At 67.6% G+C, this 15924-nt stretch carries 13 protein-coding genes and 1 tRNA gene; 8 read left to right on the top strand and 6 right to left on the bottom strand.

From position 1 onward, the window contains the following. Positions 1-3 precede the first annotated feature (3 nt). Genes tkt through pgl form a run of 6 tightly spaced genes read left to right on the top strand, consistent with a single transcriptional unit; the run spans position 4 to position 8103 of the window. Entirely contained in the window at positions 4-2100 is a 2097-nt protein-coding gene (gene tkt / locus ACIOU8_RS01250; RefSeq protein ID WP_400785053.1) for a transketolase, read from the top strand. Continuing rightward, positions 2097-3209, top strand: coding sequence for a transaldolase (gene tal, locus ACIOU8_RS01245; protein WP_400785051.1), 1113 nt, complete (start codon positions 2097-2099; stop codon positions 3207-3209). Before tkt ends, tal begins: the two co-directional genes overlap by 4 nt. After that, positions 3206-4813, top strand: coding sequence for a glucose-6-phosphate isomerase (locus ACIOU8_RS01240; protein WP_400785049.1), 1608 nt, complete (start codon positions 3206-3208; stop codon positions 4811-4813). The genes tal and ACIOU8_RS01240 overlap by 4 nt, the downstream gene beginning before the upstream one ends. Before the next feature lie 22 nt (positions 4814-4835). Continuing rightward, positions 4836-6386 carry a glucose-6-phosphate dehydrogenase gene (gene zwf / locus ACIOU8_RS01235; RefSeq protein WP_400785047.1) on the top strand — a complete coding sequence of 517 codons (1551 nt, stop codon included), beginning with the start codon at positions 4836-4838 and terminating at the stop codon, positions 6384-6386. Continuing rightward, a complete protein-coding gene (locus tag ACIOU8_RS01230; RefSeq protein ID WP_400785045.1) occupies positions 6383-7318 on the top strand; it encodes a glucose-6-phosphate dehydrogenase assembly protein OpcA in 936 nt (311 codons plus the stop codon). Before zwf ends, ACIOU8_RS01230 begins: the two co-directional genes overlap by 4 nt. Further along, entirely contained in the window at positions 7318-8103 is a 786-nt protein-coding gene (gene pgl, locus ACIOU8_RS01225) for a 6-phosphogluconolactonase (RefSeq protein ID WP_400785043.1), read from the top strand. The genes ACIOU8_RS01230 and pgl overlap by 1 nt, the downstream gene beginning before the upstream one ends. A gap of 10 nt (positions 8104-8113) precedes the next feature. Here the strand turns inward: pgl and ACIOU8_RS01220 are convergent, their stop codons facing one another. Next, positions 8114-9097: a DMT family transporter gene (locus tag ACIOU8_RS01220; RefSeq protein ID WP_400786832.1), complete on the bottom strand. Its 984-nt coding sequence runs from the start codon at positions 9095-9097 to the stop codon at positions 8114-8116. A 61-nt stretch (positions 9098-9158) separates the two neighbouring features. Between ACIOU8_RS01220 and def the strand changes: the two genes are divergently transcribed. After that, positions 9159-9725, top strand: a complete 567-nt coding sequence (gene def / locus ACIOU8_RS01215) for a peptide deformylase (RefSeq protein WP_400785041.1) — start codon at positions 9159-9161, stop codon at positions 9723-9725. 118 nt (positions 9726-9843) lie between these two features. After that, positions 9844-10359, top strand: coding sequence for a septum formation family protein (locus ACIOU8_RS01210; protein ID WP_400785040.1), 516 nt, complete (start codon positions 9844-9846; stop codon positions 10357-10359). A 142-nt stretch (positions 10360-10501) separates the two neighbouring features. On the opposite strand, the gene ACIOU8_RS01205 is transcribed toward ACIOU8_RS01210, so the two are convergent. From ACIOU8_RS01205 to dusB, 5 genes are all read right to left on the bottom strand, one after another. Continuing rightward, positions 10502-10577 (bottom strand) — tRNA-Asn (locus tag ACIOU8_RS01205). A gap of 96 nt (positions 10578-10673) precedes the next feature. Next, on the bottom strand, positions 10674-11447 hold the full coding sequence (locus tag ACIOU8_RS01200; protein WP_400785038.1) for an ATP-binding cassette domain-containing protein: 774 nt from the start codon (positions 11445-11447) through the stop codon (positions 10674-10676). 36 nt (positions 11448-11483) lie between these two features. After that, positions 11484-13349 (bottom strand): DNA primase, encoded by a 1866-nt coding sequence (gene dnaG, locus ACIOU8_RS01195; RefSeq protein WP_400785036.1) that lies wholly within the window; start codon positions 13347-13349, stop codon positions 11484-11486. After that, positions 13349-14743, bottom strand: a complete 1395-nt coding sequence (locus ACIOU8_RS01190; RefSeq protein ID WP_400785034.1) for a deoxyguanosinetriphosphate triphosphohydrolase — start codon at positions 14741-14743, stop codon at positions 13349-13351. The genes dnaG and ACIOU8_RS01190 overlap by 1 nt, the downstream gene beginning before the upstream one ends. Next, complete coding sequence (gene dusB / locus ACIOU8_RS01185; protein ID WP_400785032.1) at positions 14733-15908, bottom strand: tRNA dihydrouridine synthase DusB; 1176 nt, start codon at positions 15906-15908, stop codon at positions 14733-14735. The genes ACIOU8_RS01190 and dusB overlap by 11 nt, the downstream gene beginning before the upstream one ends. Positions 15909-15924: the final 16 nt, after the last annotated feature.

Raw genomic sequence — 15924 nt, 5'->3', positions numbered from 1 at the left:
ACAGTGTCGGAATTGCAGTGGGATGAGATCGACCGACGCGCGGTGGACACCGCGCGTCTTCTGGCTGCGGATGCCGTGGAGAAGGTCGGCAACGGCCATCCCGGCACCGCGATGAGCCTGGCTCCGGCCGCGTATCTCCTCTACCAGCGGGTACTGCGTCACGACCCGACCGACACCGACTGGCTCGGCCGTGACCGCTTCATCCTCTCGGTCGGGCACTCCTCCCTCACCCAGTACGTGCAGCTCTACCTCGGCGGCTTCGGCCTCGAGCTCGACGACCTCAAGGCGCTGCGCACCTGGGGCTCGCTCACCCCCGGGCACCCCGAGTACGGCCACACCAAGGGCGTCGAGATCACGACCGGCCCGCTCGGCCAGGGACTCGCCTCAGCGGTGGGCTTCGCATACGCCGCTCGCTACGAGCGCGGCCTCTTCGACCCGGAGGCCGAGGCGGGAACCAGCCCGTTCGACCACTTCGTCTACGTGATCGCCGGTGACGGCGACCTCCAGGAGGGCGTCACCAGCGAGGCCTCCTCGCTCGCCGGCCACCAGGAGCTCGGCAACCTCATCGCGATCTACGACTCCAACCAGATCTCGATCGAAGACGACACGAACGTCGCCTTCACCGAAGACGTCGCGAAGCGCTACGAGGCCTACGGCTGGCAGGTGCAGACCGTCGACTGGAAGAAGACGGGCGAGTACGTCGAGGACGTCGCCGAGCTGCATGCCGCGATCGAGGCCGCCCAGGGCGAGACCTCGAAGCCATCGCTCATCATCCTGAGGACGATCATCGGCTGGCCGTCGCCCGGCAAGCAGAACTCCGGCAAGATCCACGGATCCGCGCTGGGCGGCGACGAGCTCGCCGCGACCAAGAAGGTCCTCGGCTTCGACGCCGACGAGCACTTCGCGATCGCCGACGATGTGATCGCCCACACCCGTGGTCTCGCCGAGCGCGCGGCCGAGGCTCGTGCCACGTGGCAGAAGTCGTTCGACGCCTGGGCTGCGGCCAACCCCGAGCGCAAGGCGCTCCTCGATCGCCTCGAGGCGAAGGAGCTGCCTGCGGACATCACCTCCGCTCTCCCCGTCTTCGAGAGCGGCAAGGACGTGTCGACCCGTGCGGCTTCCGGCCAGGTCATCAACGCTCTCGCCGCCGAGCTCCCCGAGCTCTGGGGCGGATCGGCCGACCTCGCCGAATCGAACCTCACCACGATCAAGGATTCGAAGTCCTTCATCCCCGCCGAGTGGTCCACGCACGAGTGGTCGGGTGACCCCTACGGCCGTGTGCTGCACTTCGGCATCCGCGAGCACGCCATGGGCGCGATCATCAACGGCATCGTGCTGCACGGCCCGACGCGCGCCTTCGGCGGCACGTTCCTCATCTTCAGCGACTACATGCGCCCGCCGGTGCGTCTGGCCGCGCTGATGAACGTGCCCAGCATCTTCGTCTGGACGCACGACTCGGTCGCACTCGGCGAGGACGGCCCGACCCACCAGCCTGTCGAGCAGATCGCCACGCTGCGCGCCATCCCGAACTTCACCCTGGTGCGCCCCGCTGACGCGAACGAGACCTCGGCCGCCTGGCTCGAGATCCTCCGCCGTCACGAGGGACCGGCCGGTATCGCTCTGACGCGTCAGAACATCCCGGTGTTCGAACGCGGACAGGGCGGGGCCGACGGAGACGTCTTCGCCTCGACCGACGGCGTCGCGAAGGGCGCGTACGTGCTCGCGGAGGCGCCGAACGGCACGCCCGACGTGATCATCATCGCCACCGGTTCCGAGGTGCAGCTCGCGGTCGACGCGCGCGCAGCACTCGCAGAAGAGGGCGTGAACGTGCGCGTGGTCTCCGCTCCGTCGCTGGAGTGGTTCGACGAGCAGGACGAGGCCTACCGCGAGTCGGTCCTTCCCCAGGCCGTCACGGCCCGCGTCTCGGTCGAGGCCGGATCGGTTCTCAGCTGGCGCGGCATCGTGGGCGACCGCGGCCGCTCGGTCGGGATCGACCACTTCGGCGCATCCGCCGACTACAAGACCCTGTTCCAGAAGTTCGGCATCACCACCGAGGCCGTCATCGCGGCCGCACGCGAGACCATCAAGGAGAACGCATGAGCACCCCCACCGCAGACCTCGCAGCAGCCGGTGTCAGCATCTGGCTCGACGACCTGTCACGCACCCGCATCTCCTCAGGCAACCTCGCCGAGCTGATCGAGACCCGCAACGTCGTCGGCGTCACGACCAACCCGACGATCTTCGCCAATGCGATCACCGACAAGAACAACACGTCGTACGACGCTCAGGTCACCGAGCTCGCCGCATCGGGCGCAACGGCCGAAGAAGCCGTCTTCGCCGCGACAACGCAGGACGTCGCGGCCGCTCTCGACATCTTCCGCCCGGTGTGGGAGAAGTCGGGCCACGTCGACGGCCGCGTGTCGATCGAGGTCTCCCCCGACCTCGCGCACGACACCGAGGGCACTGTCGAGCAGGCGAAGAAGCTGTGGGCCAAGGTCGATCGCCCGAACCTGCTCGTGAAGATCCCCGCAACGAAGGCGGGCCTGCCCGCGATCACCGAGGCGATCGCATCGGGCATCAGCGTCAACGTGACCCTGATCTTCAGTCTGGAGCGCTACGCCGAGGTCATCGACGCGTACCTGACCGGACTCGAGCGCGCACACAGCGCCGATGTCGACCTGTCGAGCATCCACTCCGTCGCGTCATTCTTCGTCTCTCGCGTCGACACCGAGACCGACAAGCGTCTCTCGGCGATCGGCACCGACGAGGCCGAGGCGCTCAAGAGCAAGGCCGGACTCGCGAACGCCCGTCTCGCCTATGAGCTCTTCGAGCAGAAGTTCGCCGAGAAGCGCGCTCAGGACCTCATCGCGGCCGGCGCGAACGCCCAGCGCCCGCTGTGGGCGTCGACCGGCGTCAAGGACCCGGCGCTGCCGGACACCCTCTACGTCACCGAGCTCGTCGCGAAGGACGTCGTCAACACGATGCCCGAGAAGACGCTCGAGGCGACCTTCGACCACGGCGTCGTCACCGGAGACACCATCACGGCGGGCTATGAAGAAGCCCGCACGGTGTTCGCCGGCCTCGCCGACCTCGGGATCGACTTCACCGACGTCACGCAGGTGCTCGAGGACGAGGGCGTCGCCAAGTTCATCGACTCGTGGCACGACCTGCTGACGCAGGTGGCCGAGGGCCTCGAGGCGCAGCGATGACTTTTGCGATCCACGCCTCTGGCGCGGCTCGGGTCGCGATCGACGAGACGGTTCCCGCTCTCGTCCACGACCTCGTCGCCTCGCGCGTGACCGGTGGCGACGCGGCCCTGTGGGGCCCGGCAGCCGAGTCCGAGGCGTCGATCCGCCTCGGATGGGTCGAGGCGGTATCCGTCTCACGCCCTCTGGTCGCTGAGATCGTCGCGCTGCGCGCCGACCTGCACGCGAGGGGTGTGACGCGAGTCGTGCTCGCGGGTATGGGCGGCTCATCGCTCGCCCCCGAGGTGATCGCCCAGACCGCCGGCGTCCCTCTGACGATCCTCGACTCGACCGCTCCCGGCCAGGTGCTCGCCGCGCTCGACGAGGGTCTGCAGAGCACAGTGCTCGTGGTGTCGTCGAAGTCGGGCTCGACCGTCGAGACCGACTCGCAGCGTCGCACGTTCGAAGCCGCGTTCCGCGACGTGGGCATAGACCCGCTCGAGCGCATCATCGTGGTGACCGACCCGGGCTCGCCGCTCGACGTCTCCGCTCGCGAAGCCGGCTACCGCGTGTTCAACGCCGACCCCAACGTCGGCGGACGCTACTCGGCGCTCACCGCGTTCGGGCTCGTACCGACGGGCCTCGCCGGCGCGGACATCGATGAGCTCCTCGACGAGGCAGAGGCCTCGCTCCTCGAGGTCGCGATCGATTCTGCCGACAACCCTGCACTGCGTCTGGCCGCGGCCATCTCCGCCACGGTGCCTCGTCGCGACAAGCTCGGCCTGATCACCGACGGCACGCACATCAACGGCCTGCCCGACTGGATCGAGCAGCTCATCGCCGAGTCCACGGGCAAGGACGGCACCGGCATCCTGCCCGTCGTGCTGCTGCCCGTATCGCCCGAGCTCGACTCCCAGCCGTCCGATCTGCAGATCGTGCGGCTCGTCGACGACGCGAACGAGTTCCACCTGCGTGAGCGACACGAGGGCGAGATCCTCGTCAGCGGTTCGCTGGGTGCGCAGCTCATCGTCTGGGAGTACGCGACGGCGATCGCCGGCTACCTGCTCGGCATCAATCCTTTCGATCAGCCTGACGTCGAGTCGGCGAAGGTCGCGGCGCGAGGTCTGCTCGATGCCCGTCCGGCGCCGACTGCTCCCGCATTCGTCGAGAACGGCGTCGAGGTTCGCGTGTCCGACCCCGCTCTGGCGGCGTCCGGAACCGTCGAGGGCGTGCTCGACGCACTGTGGGCGGCGCTTCCGACAGACGGTTACGTGTCGATCCAGGCATACGTCAACAGGCTCGACGTCCCGCAGCTGCAGGGGCTCCGCGAGCTCGTCGCCGCCGACTCCGGTCGGCCGACCACGTTCGGTTGGGGACCCCGATTCCTGCACTCCACCGGCCAGTATCACAAGGGCGGACCGGCGCAGGGCGTGTTCCTGCAGATCCTGGAGCGCACCGACGTCGATCTCGAGATCCCCGAGCGACCGTTCACGTTCGGCCAGCTCATCGAGGCACAGGCGGCCGGCGATGCCGGCGTACTGGCCGAGCACGGCCGTCCGGTCGTCTCCCTGACGATCACCGATTCGTCGGCCGACGTCCTCACCCTCTTCGAAGCCGCACAGAAGTAACAGCCAGGAGAATCCCCCACCGATGTCTGTTCCCATCTCGCGCGGGCACAACCCGCTGCGTGACCCCGATGATCGCCGTCTCAACCGGATCGCGGGGCCCAGCGCTCTCGTGATCTTCGGTGTGACCGGAGACCTGTCACGCAAGAAGCTCATGCCCGCCGTCTACGATCTCGCCAACCGCGGGCTCCTGCCACCCGGATTCGCTCTCGTCGGCTTCGCCCGTCGCGACTGGGAGGACCAGGACTTCGCGCAGGTCGTCTACGACGCCGTCAAGCAGCACGCTCGCACGCCGTTCCGCGAGGAGACGTGGGCACAGCTTCTCCAGGGCATCCGCTTCGTATCGGGCGAGTTCGACAACCCCGAGTCGTTCCGCAAGCTGCGTGAGACCGTCGACCAGCTCGACGTCGAACGCGGCACGATGGGCAACCACGCGTTCTACCTGTCGATCCCGCCGAAGGACTTCCCGCTCGTCGCGAAGCAGCTCAAGGACTCGGGTCTCGTCGGAGCGAACGACGACGACGACGAGCGCTGGCGCCGTGTCGTGATCGAGAAGCCGTTCGGACACGATCTCGAATCCGCGCGCGAGCTCAACGCCGCCCTCGAAGTGGCGTTCTCGGCCGACTCGATCTTCCGCATCGACCACTACCTCGGCAAGGAGACGGTGCAGAACATTCTGGCGCTGCGCTTCGCGAACGAGTTGTACGAGCCGATCTGGAACCGCAACTACGTCGACCACGTGCAGATCACGATGGCCGAGGACATCGGCGTCGGGGGCCGCGCCGGTTACTACGACGGTGTCGGCGCCGCGCGCGACGTCATCCAGAACCACCTGCTGCAGCTGCTCGCGCTCACCGCCATGGAAGAGCCGATCAGCCTGTCGGCCGAGCATCTGCGTGCCGAGAAGGAGAAGGTGCTCGCCGCGGTGCACGTGCCCGACGACCTCTCCCTCGCGACCGCGCGCGGGCAGTACGCGGGTGGCTGGCAGGGCGGAGAGCAGGTCACCGGCTTCCTCGACGAGGACGGCATGAACCCTGAGTCGGCCACCGAGACCTACGCCGCGATCAAGCTCGAGATCGACACCCGCCGCTGGGCCGGCGTGCCGTTCTACCTGCGTACAGGAAAGCGCCTCGGCCGTCGAGTGACCGAGGTCGCGGTCGTCTTCAAGACGGCGCCGGAGCACCTGTTCGGCCGTTCGAACACGTCGGAGCTCGGCCAGAACGCGCTCGTGATCCGCGTGCAGCCCGATGAGGGCGTCACGATCCGCTTCGGATCGAAGGTGCCGGGCAACGGAACCAACGTGCGCGACGTCACCATGGACTTCGGCTACGGCCACGCGTTCACCGAGGCGAGCCCCGAGGCGTACGAGCGACTGATCCTCGATGTCCTTCTGGGTGATCCGCCGCTGTTCCCGCGGCATGAAGAGGTCGAGCTCTCCTGGAAGATCCTCGACCCCGTGGAGAAGTACTGGGCAGCCGAGGGCGGCCCGGTCGACCAGTACGCACCCGGTTCGTGGGGTCCGGCATCCGCCGACGACCTCCTAGCCCGTGACGGACGAGTCTGGAGACGCCCATGATCATCGACCTTCCCGACACGACCGTCAGCCAGGTCGCCAAGCAGCTCGTCAAGGTGCGCGAAGAAGGCGGTGCTGTCGCGCTGGGCCGTGTGCTCACGCTGATCATCTCGGCCCGCAACGGTGTCGCTGAGGCCGCGATCGACGCCGCCAACGATGCCTCCCGCGAGCACCCGATGCGCGTCATCGTGCTCACCACGGGCGAGGGCGATGCCAGACTCGATGCGCAGATCCGCGTCGGCGGCGACGCCGGAGCGTCCGAGGTGGTCGTGCTCCGCGCCTACGGAGACGCCGCGAGCAACGAAGAGAGCCTGGTCACCGGACTGCTTCTGCCCGACGCCCCGGTCGTCGCCTGGTGGCCCGAAGAGGCACCGACGTCGCCGGCCGCGTCGCCGCTCGGCAAGATCGCGCAGCGACGCATCACGGATGCCGCGACGGCACCCGACGTGCGCGATCGCCTCGCGCAGCTCGGGGCGACGCACGCCCCCGGCGACACCGACCTCGCCTGGACGCGTCTCACACACTGGCGCGAGCAGCTCGCCGCCGTGCTCGATCAGCCGCCGTTCGAAGAGGTGACCGCCGTCGAGGTACGCGGTGGATCCGCCTCGCCGTCGACGGCTCTGCTGGCCGCGTGGCTGCAGATGGCCCTCGACGTTCCGGTCAAGTGGTCGTACGAAGACCCGGAGCACTGGCAGGAGGGCATCAAGTCGGTGCGCCTCCACCGCTCGTCCGGAGACATCCTGCTCGAGCGCCCGACGCCCGGCGTGGCCGTGCTGACGCAGCCTGATCAGCCCGACCACGACCTGCACCTCCCCCGCCGCACACTGCGCGAGTGCCTCGCCGAGGAGCTGCGTCGCCTCGACCCCGACGTCCTGTACGGTCGAGTGATCACCGAGGGCTGGGAGAAGCTGGGACCGCCCGAGACAGGAGAATGATGTCGACGCAGACAGCATCCGCTGAGAAGCGGGTCGTGGTCGAGCCCACGCCCGCAGCACTCGCCGCAAGCGTGGCCGACCGGTTCCTGACCCGTCTTCGCGCGCGCACTCGCAACGGCCGCATCGCCCATATCGCCCTCACGGGCGGTTCGATGGGCGGCGCGGTGCTGCGGGCGACGCGTGATGACCCGCGGTCGGCCCACATCGACTGGTCGCTCGTGCACTTCTGGTGGGGCGATGAGCGCTTCGTCGCTCGCGATGACGCCGACCGCAACGCGGTGCAGTCGCGCGAGGCTCTTCTCGACCACATCCCGGTTCCTGCCGAGAACGTGCACGAGGTCGCAGCCGCCGGCGAGGGCCTGACCCTCGACGAGGCTGCCGCCGCCTACGCGGCAGAGCTCGCTCGTTACGGCACCGACGACCACCCGTGGCCGTCGTTCGCCGTGTGCTTCCTCGGTGTGGGGCCAGACGGCCACATCGCTTCCCTCTTCCCAGACCGCCCCGAGGTCACGGTGACGGATGCCGCCGCGCTGCCTGTGCGGGACTCCCCCAAGCCGCCGCCCGAGCGGGTCACGCTGACGCGCCCGGTGCTCAACGCTTCAAAGCGTGTCTGGCTCGTCCTCACGGGAGCAGACAAGGCGTCGGCGCTCGGCCTCGCCCTTGCCGGCGCGAGCTACACGAACGTTCCGGCGGCCGGAGCCAAGGGTCGCAAGCGCACCGTGTTCTTCGTCGACGAGGCTGCCGCCTCAGAGGTGTCGCCCGATCTGATCGACCCTGCGTACTGAGCCAGCCCGCTCAGGCCCCGGCGTCTTTCGGCTTCTCGTCACTGCCGCGTGGGATCCCGAGGTCCTGACTGTCGCTCAGTACCTGAGGGTGATAGCGCGCCAGATTGACGACGCCCCAGATCGCGATGGCACCGGCGACTCCGAAGATCACGAGGACCCACGGCGGTGCGGCTGCCGCCTCACCGAGGACGACCATACCGATGATCACGGCGACCAGAGGGTCGACGACGGTGAGGCCGGCGATGACGAGATCCGGCGGGCCGGAGCTGTATGCCGTCTGCACGAAGTAGGCGCCGACAGCCGCCGCGGCGATCAGGGCGATCACGCACACGATGGTGATCCAGTCGAAGTTGCCCGCCTGGACGCGCTTGATGACGACCTTCGCGAGCGTCGCGACGAAGCCGTAGAGGATTCCTGCGCCGACGATGTAGAAGAGCGCGCGCATGCGGTGACGAAGGACGAGCCAGCATGCGCCGAGGATGATGATCACGACGAGCAGGATCGCCAGGATCGTGAAGAGCTCGGTGTCGGTGACCTCTTTCTCTGTGGCGAAGATCGCAGCGAAGAAGACGAAGAGGAAGATTCCGCCGACGCAGCAGACGATCGCAGTGATCGACTGCTTGGTCGGTGAGTGCCCCGAGATGCGGGCGTTGAGCAGCGTCGTCAGGACGAGAGCGATCGCGCCGAGCGGCTGAACGACGATCAACGGCGCTACGGTCAGGGCCGCGAGTTGGCACACGATGGCCAAGCCGAGCATGAGTGTCCCGACGAGCCACGACGGACGCGTCAGCAGCCCGCGGACCTGGGCCATCGAGAGGCCGGACGCGCCGTCCGCACCGCTGAGTCGTTCCATCTTCTCCACGCCGCGATGCTGATACTGCGCACCGAGCGACATGAAGACGGCACCCGCGAGTGCGAGAGGGATGCCGAGGAGCAGTCCCGGGTTCTGGAACGCGCCTACCAGCTGGTCGGTGACGTCTTCCGCCCCAGCCATCCATACGGAGATGCTCACCCTACGACCCTACCCGGCGATGCGCGCCGAGTAGGGTTATGGCGTGGCTGTTCTTCCTATTCGCATCATGGGCGATCCCGTCCTGCACTCCCCCGCATCCGTCGTCGAAGAGATCACCGACGACATCCGCACGCTCATCGCCGACATGTTCGAGACGATGGACACCGCACCCGGTGTCGGCCTGGCCGCACCCCAGGTCGGCGTTCCTCTGCGCATCTACACGTACGCCTACGTGGACGACGACGAGCAGCCGTGGCGCGGGGTCATCATCAACCCCGAGCTCTGGATGGTGCCGCTGGAACCGGGCGAGCCGGACGACGAGCTCGAGTCCGAAGGATGCCTCTCGTTCCCCGGCGAGCGATTCCCGCTGCGTCGCTCCGAGCGGGTGCGCGTCACAGGCACCGATCTCGACGGCTCACCCGTCGAGATAGCGGTCGACGGCTGGCGTGCGCGCATCATGCAGCACGAATTCGACCACCTCGACGGCATCCTGTACATCGATCGCCTCTCGGACGGCGATTGGAAGACCGTGCAGAAGATCGCTAAGAAGCGCGGATGGGGCAAGCCCGGCGCCAGCTGGGTGCCCGGCATCGACGACCTGGAAGGCTGACCTTACCTTTCAGCCCAATCACAGCCTTCTCTGAGTTGCACCACAGACTCCGCGCCGGATAGCGTGCTTGAGGCGGGATATCGATATGCCCGTTCACGAAGGCTCTGGAGGGGACATCATGATGAAACTGCGCACGCGACGCGCACTGGCGCTGGCAGGTTCTGCTGTAGCGCTGTCGGTCGCTCTGACCGGCTGTAGCGCGCTGAACGGCATTCTGGGCGGAGGCGCGGGAGATGCAGACCGCGACGAGGAGACCGGACAGGTCACCGAGAGCGCGAACATCGACATCTTCGCGCTGAAGGTCGGCGACTGCATGATGGAGGCTCCCAGCGGCCTCCTCGAAGACATCGACGTCGTGCCGTGCGCCGAGCCGCACGACCAGGAAGTCTTCTACGAGATCACCATGGACGATGGCGACTTCTCGGCGGAGGCTATCGACGCCGCTTCGCAGGAGTGCATCGGCGACCCGTACACGAGCTTCGTCGGTGTTGGTTACGATGCCTCGACGCTCGAGGTCTACCCGATCACGCCGACCCAGCAGACCTGGGATGAGCTGAACGACCGCGTGGTGCAGTGCGTCATCTCTGACCCGGCGGGCCAGGTCGAGGGTTCGCTCGAGGGCGCTGCACGCTGATCTGACTCTGATCGGCAGAAGGAGGCCCCGTCACTCGACGGGGCCTCCTTCGCTGTGAGCGCGGACGCGCTTGTGACTCTTGAGGAGGATGCCTCAAGGAATGCTGCAAAGGGAAAAGCCCCTCCGAAGAGGGGCTTTTCATTGGCTCCCCGGCTTGGACTCGAACCAAGAACCTGCCGGTTAACAGCCGGCTGCTCTGCCAATTGAGCTACCGAGGAATGTGCTCCGCTGCGCGGGCAACTCGTCAATCCTAGCAAACTCCAGAGGGTGGTCGTGACACGGACCGCAGGTCGGGCGTGTCGCCCACGGCCCCGTCAATGCCCGGAATCCGCCTCGGCATTCGGGGCCCAGAGCAGGTCTTTGCCGACGCCGCGCGCGACCACATGACCGCCGCGCAGCATCAGAGTCTCGGCGTTCAGCTCGCGGATGAAGTCGGCGTCGTTGGTGACCAGCAGCGCCCCCATCCCCTGCTCTTTGCGTCGCCGAGTGATCGCGTCGAACACCACGGGTCGCACCTCGAGGTCGAGGTTGGCGAGGATCTCGTCGGCGATGAGCACCCGAGGCTCGAGCACGAACGACCTGGCGATCGCGACTCGCTGGCGCATGCCCGCACTCAACTCGTAAGGGAACTTCGAGGCCGTACCGAGCGGCAGGTGCAGCTCATCGAGAAGCGTCGCGACTCGGATGGACAGTGCTTTGGTGTTGACTCTCTTCTCTCGGATCAGGATCGGCTCGGAGATGACCTCGCTGACCGTGAGCTGGGGAGGAAGATCGGCGCCGGCACCCTGCGGCACGAATCCGGTGCGGTAGGTGAGCAGGCGATGCTTGCGACCCGGCCGGCGGATGTCGACTCCGCAGACCTGTGCGCTGCCGCCCACGACCCGAACGGACGGATCGGTCGACCCCGCCAGCGCGGCGACCAGAGTGGACTTGCCCGAGCCGGTCGGGCCGGCGACGCAGATGAGCTCGCCCGGCGCGAGCGAGAAGCTCACCCCATCGATGGCGCGGGTCGGGCCGCTGTGCCCGATGCGGTCGATCACCAGATCTGAGCTGTCGATCGCATTGGTCGATTCGGGCCGAGAGAACATTCCTCCATCCTGCCCTGCCGCGCCTGACACCCGCCGTTACGACTCGGCGAACCGTTGACGCTCGACGTCGATGTCACGAAGCCGCATGCGCAGCGCGCGCCCGCCGTCGGAGTCCGCCGGAACCCGTTGCACCGCTCCCAGGAGCTCCTGCTTCTCGTGCTCGAGAATGCGCATGATCAGTCGCTTGGCGAGGTCGGTCGTCGAGGCGACGGCGCCTTCTTCGTTGCGCGCCGGGAACGGAGTCATCAGCAGTTCACCCGCGAGTGACCGGTAGGGCTCTCGCACGGAGTTGACCGTATCCGTCACCCAGCCGGCTCGAGTCCGGTCAGGTGCCGACGCGACTGCCTCACGCACAGCGTCGAGCCCCGGTGTGCGGAACGGCGCGCTGAGGGCCCGCGTGAGCAGCTCCTGATCGATCTGATGTCCGTATTGCAGAGCCCCCATTAAGGCGTCTCGTTCCACGGCCGCATCCGCAGTGCGCGGCAGGCTCGCGAGGGTGACCGGCGCCACCCCCGGCGGTCCTGAAGCGGCGTCGCTCGCACTCTCGTGCCTGGTCGACTCGTACCTCGACGTCTGCGATCCTCCGCGTGCTGCGCGCTCGACCTCGTTGCGCACCTCGGTGGGGTCCATGCCCAGTCGCCGCGCCAGCACGCGCTCATAGCCGGGTCGCAGCAGCCGGTCACGGATCTCGGCCACGATCGGCGCTGCCGCACGGAGGGCACCCACCCGACCTTCGACCGTCGAGAGATCGAAGCCGCTGAGCTTCCTGTCGATCGCGAACTCGAACATCGGCTGCTTCGTCTCCATCAGCGAGCGCACGGCGGCATCGCCGCGCTGCAGCCTGAGGTCGCAGGGGTCGAGTCCGTCGGGTGCGACCGCGACGAACGTCTGGGCGTTGAAGCGGTCGTCCTCCGTGAAGGCCCGCAGAGCCGCCTTCTGCCCGGCCTCATCGCCGTCGAATGTGAAGACGACTTCTCCCGAGGCGTTGTCGTCTCCCATGACGCGACGCAGCACCTTGATGTGGTCGGTTCCGAACGCGGTGCCGCAGGTCGCGATCGCGGTCGTGAGCCCTGCGAGGTGGCAGGCCATCACATCCGTGTACCCCTCGACCACCACGACTCGACGAGGGTCTCCCCGGGAAATGTCGCGCTTGGCGAGATCGAGACCGTAGAGAACCTGGGCCTTCTTGTAGATCGGGGTCTCGGGGGTGTTCAGGTACTTCGGGCCCTGGTCGTCGTCGAACAGCTTGCGCGCGCCGAATCCGATCGTCTGCCCCGATACGTCGCGGATCGGCCAGACGAGACGGCCGCGGAAGCGGTCGTACACACCGCGCTGCCCCGTCGACACCAGACCGGCGGCGCTCAGCTCGTCGCGGGTGAACCCCTGCGCGGTGAGAGCCTTCAGCATCTTGTCCCACCCGCGCGGTGCGAAGCCGACACCGAAATGCGCGGCAGCACCCGCGTCGAATCCTCGCTCGCCGAGAAAGCGGCGTCCTGCCTCGGCGTCGGCGGTGAGCAGCTGCGCCCGGAAGTATTCCGCAGCGGCGGTGTTGGCCGCATAGAGGCGGCTGCGCCCACTGGTCTCGGGAGCCGACCCGCCGTCCTCGTAGTGCAGCGCGTATCCGATGCGGCCCGCGAGACGCTCGACGGCCTCGGTGAAGCTGACGTGGTCCATCTCGCGGAGGAACGAGTAGACGTCGCCCGATTCTCCGCATCCGAAGCAGTGGTAGTAGCCGACCTGAGGCCGCACGTGGAAGCTCGGGCTCTTCTCGTCGTGAAAAGGGCACAGTCCCTTGAGCGAGCCGACGCCGGCGGACTTGAGGGCTACGCGCTCCCCGACGATGTCGGCGATGTTCGTGCGGGCCTTGACCTCATCGACGTCGGCCTGGCGGATGCGGGGCATCAGCCGGCCCCTTCGACGACCGCCTGTCGCGGCGTGTGCTCCCGCGCACCCGGCCGTGCGTGACGTGGTGTCCAGATACCGACCTCTGCGGGGTCGATCTCGCCGACCAGCCTGTTGTGCCAGTCGATCGCGCTCTGATCCGTGAGGCTCGCGATCTGGTCGACGATCACACGTGCGCGTTCGGCATCCGTCGTCGCGGCGACGAAGTCGGCGGAGAAGGCGGGCTCGAGCACATCTGCGCCTGCCGACCAGAGGGTGTCTGTCGACCACAGCGCATCGGCGAGTCTCTTCAGCACCCGGCGTTGCTCCTTGTAGACGCCCTTACGGGCCTCGATCGTGACGATCGCCTGCCCCATGATGCCCTTGAGGACGGCGATCTCGGCCTCGATGACGCGCGGCACGACGACGTGCGCGTTGTAGCGCACGAGGGCAGGGCCGGCATACGCCTCGCGCGTGGCGGAGACGGCTGCGCGCGCGAAGCGACCGATGAAGTCACTCGTGAGGTTCTTGAGTCGAGCGAGATCCCGACGCGACCGGTCGAACGACTGCAGCCACATCGGCTGGGATGCCAGCCGGTAGAGCGCGTCTGCGAGCTCATCGCGCGTGAAGTCGTAGCCCACCCACTGCTGAATGCGATCGATCAGCGCCTCGTGCGCCTGCGGGTCGGCGAGCTGGGATACGTCGACGTAGCCGTTGAGGATCGCGTCCTCGAAGTCATGCACGGAGTAGCCGATGTCGTCGGAGAGATCCATGATCTCGGCCTCGATGCAACGCCGCCGCCCCGGAACACCGTCGCGCATCCAGCGGAACACGGCTTCGTCTTCGGGATACACGCCGAACTTGAGCCGGCCCCCCGGGTCGGGAACGGGGCTGTCCACCGTCCACGGGTACTTGCAGGTCGCGTCGAGGCTCGCCCTGGTGAGGTTGAGGCCGACCGACTGACCATCGTCATCGATGGCCTTCGCCTCGAGGCGCGTCAGGATCCGCAGGGACTGCGCGTTGCCTTCGAACCCGCCGATCGGCTCTGCCCACTCGTTGAGCGCACGCTCGCCGTTGTGACCGAACGGAGGGTGCCCGAGGTCGTGGCTGAGGCAGGCGGTGTCGACGACATCGGCCGAGACTCCGAGCGCGGTCGCGAGCTCGCGTCCGACCTGCGCGACCTCGAGAGAGTGCGTCAGGCGGTTGCGGGCGAAGTCCGCTGTGCTCGCGGGGCTGAGCACCTGCGTCTTGGCGGCCAGGCGTCGCAGAGCCGCGGAGTGCAGCACGCGCGCGCGATCGCGGGCGAAGTCGTCGCGTTCGGATCGATGGGTCTCGGCGAAGAATCGCTCGGCGTCGCGCGGGTCGTATCCGTCCGAGCGACCGCGCGCCGGGTATGCCTGAGGATCAGCCGCCACTGTTCTCGATCTCCGCCCCTCGCATCATCTCGGACGCCGATGCCGCGAGCTCTCGCGACTCCAGCCACTTGTCAGGCAGCGCCGGTCGCTTCGGACGTCCGGATCGACCGCGCTGGCCTTCGGCATCCGCACCGGGATAGGGAGCCGTGTGATCGAGCTGACCGAGCAGTTCGTCGATCTCAGCCAGGCTCGACGCGGTCGCGAGCCCGGTGCGGATGTCGCCGCCGACCGGGTAACCCTTGAAGTACCAGGCCACGTGCTTGCGCACATCGCGGCATCCGCGGTCCTCGTCCTCGAAGAACTCGACGAGGAGTTCTGCATGACGACGGAACGCATCGGCCACGAAGCCGAGAGTCGCGTCCACAATCCGCTCGGTCCCTGAGCTCGTCGAAGGGTCCGCGCCGAAGGCCGCGGCGAGTTCGCCGAAGAGCCATGGGCGACCGAGGCATCCGCGCCCGACGACTACCCCGTCGCATTCTGTCTGCTGCATCATGCGCACAGCGTCGTCAGCCGACCAGATGTCGCCGTTGCCGAGCACCGGGACACTCGTGACCGCCTGCTTGAGTTCGCCGATCGCGTTCCAGTCGGCGAAGCCGGAGTAGAACTCGCTCGCCGTTCGTGCATGCAGCGCGATCGCCGAGACACCCGCGTCTTCGGCAGCGCGCCCCGCGTCGAGGAAGGTGAGGTGGTCGGGATCGATGCCCTTGCGCATCTTGATGGTCAGCGGCACGTCGCCCGCTGCCTTGACGGCCTGCGTGACGATCTGCGAGAACAGCGTGCTCTTCCACGGCAGCGCCGCTCCTCCACCCTTGCGGGTGACCTTGGGCACCGGGCAGCCGAAGTTCAGATCGATGTGATCGGCGTGGTCTTCGGCGACGATGATGCGCACGGCCTCGGAGATGGTGTGCGGGTCGACGCCATAGAGCTGGATCGAGCGGGGCGTCTCGGACTCGTGGTGGCGGATCAGTCGCATCGTCGTCTCGTTGCGCTCGACCAGCGCGCGCGACGTGATCATCTCGCTCACATACAGCCCCGCGCCGTACTCGCGGCAGAGACGACGGAAAGCGGTGTTCGTGATGCCCGCCATGGGTGCGAGGACGACCGGCACGTCGAGGGCGATCGGACCGATGTTGAGGGTGCGAGCAGAGGCGGTGGCGAGAGTCATGTCCCCTCCATTCTCC

Origin of the sequence: Microbacterium sp. NPDC087589, assembly GCF_044743635.1 — a bacterium.
In the GTDB taxonomy this organism is placed as follows: domain Bacteria; phylum Actinomycetota; class Actinomycetes; order Actinomycetales; family Microbacteriaceae; genus Microbacterium.
This window is presented reverse-complemented; position numbering and strand designations above follow the sequence as displayed.

What these genes read in the sequence shown, in the direction of transcription:
- dusB (WP_400785032.1), bottom strand. Translation starts at nt 15,908, where the DNA reads ATGACTCTCGCCACCGCCTCTGCTCGCACCCTCAACATCGGTCCGATC.
- zwf (WP_400785047.1), top strand. Translation starts at nt 4,836, where the DNA reads ATGTCTGTTCCCATCTCGCGCGGGCACAACCCGCTGCGTGACCCCGAT.
- pgl (WP_400785043.1), top strand. Translation starts at nt 7,318, where the DNA reads ATGTCGACGCAGACAGCATCCGCTGAGAAGCGGGTCGTGGTCGAGCCC.
- dnaG (WP_400785036.1), bottom strand. Translation starts at nt 13,349, where the DNA reads ATGCCCCGCATCCGCCAGGCCGACGTCGATGAGGTCAAGGCCCGCACG.
- tal (WP_400785051.1), top strand. Translation starts at nt 2,097, where the DNA reads ATGAGCACCCCCACCGCAGACCTCGCAGCAGCCGGTGTCAGCATCTGG.
- ACIOU8_RS01240 (WP_400785049.1), top strand. Translation starts at nt 3,206, where the DNA reads ATGACTTTTGCGATCCACGCCTCTGGCGCGGCTCGGGTCGCGATCGAC.
- ACIOU8_RS01200 (WP_400785038.1), bottom strand. Translation starts at nt 11,447, where the DNA reads ATGTTCTCTCGGCCCGAATCGACCAATGCGATCGACAGCTCAGATCTG.
- ACIOU8_RS01220 (WP_400786832.1), bottom strand. Translation starts at nt 9,097, where the DNA reads ATGGCTGGGGCGGAAGACGTCACCGACCAGCTGGTAGGCGCGTTCCAG.
- ACIOU8_RS01210 (WP_400785040.1), top strand. Translation starts at nt 9,844, where the DNA reads ATGATGAAACTGCGCACGCGACGCGCACTGGCGCTGGCAGGTTCTGCT.
- ACIOU8_RS01230 (WP_400785045.1), top strand. Translation starts at nt 6,383, where the DNA reads ATGATCATCGACCTTCCCGACACGACCGTCAGCCAGGTCGCCAAGCAG.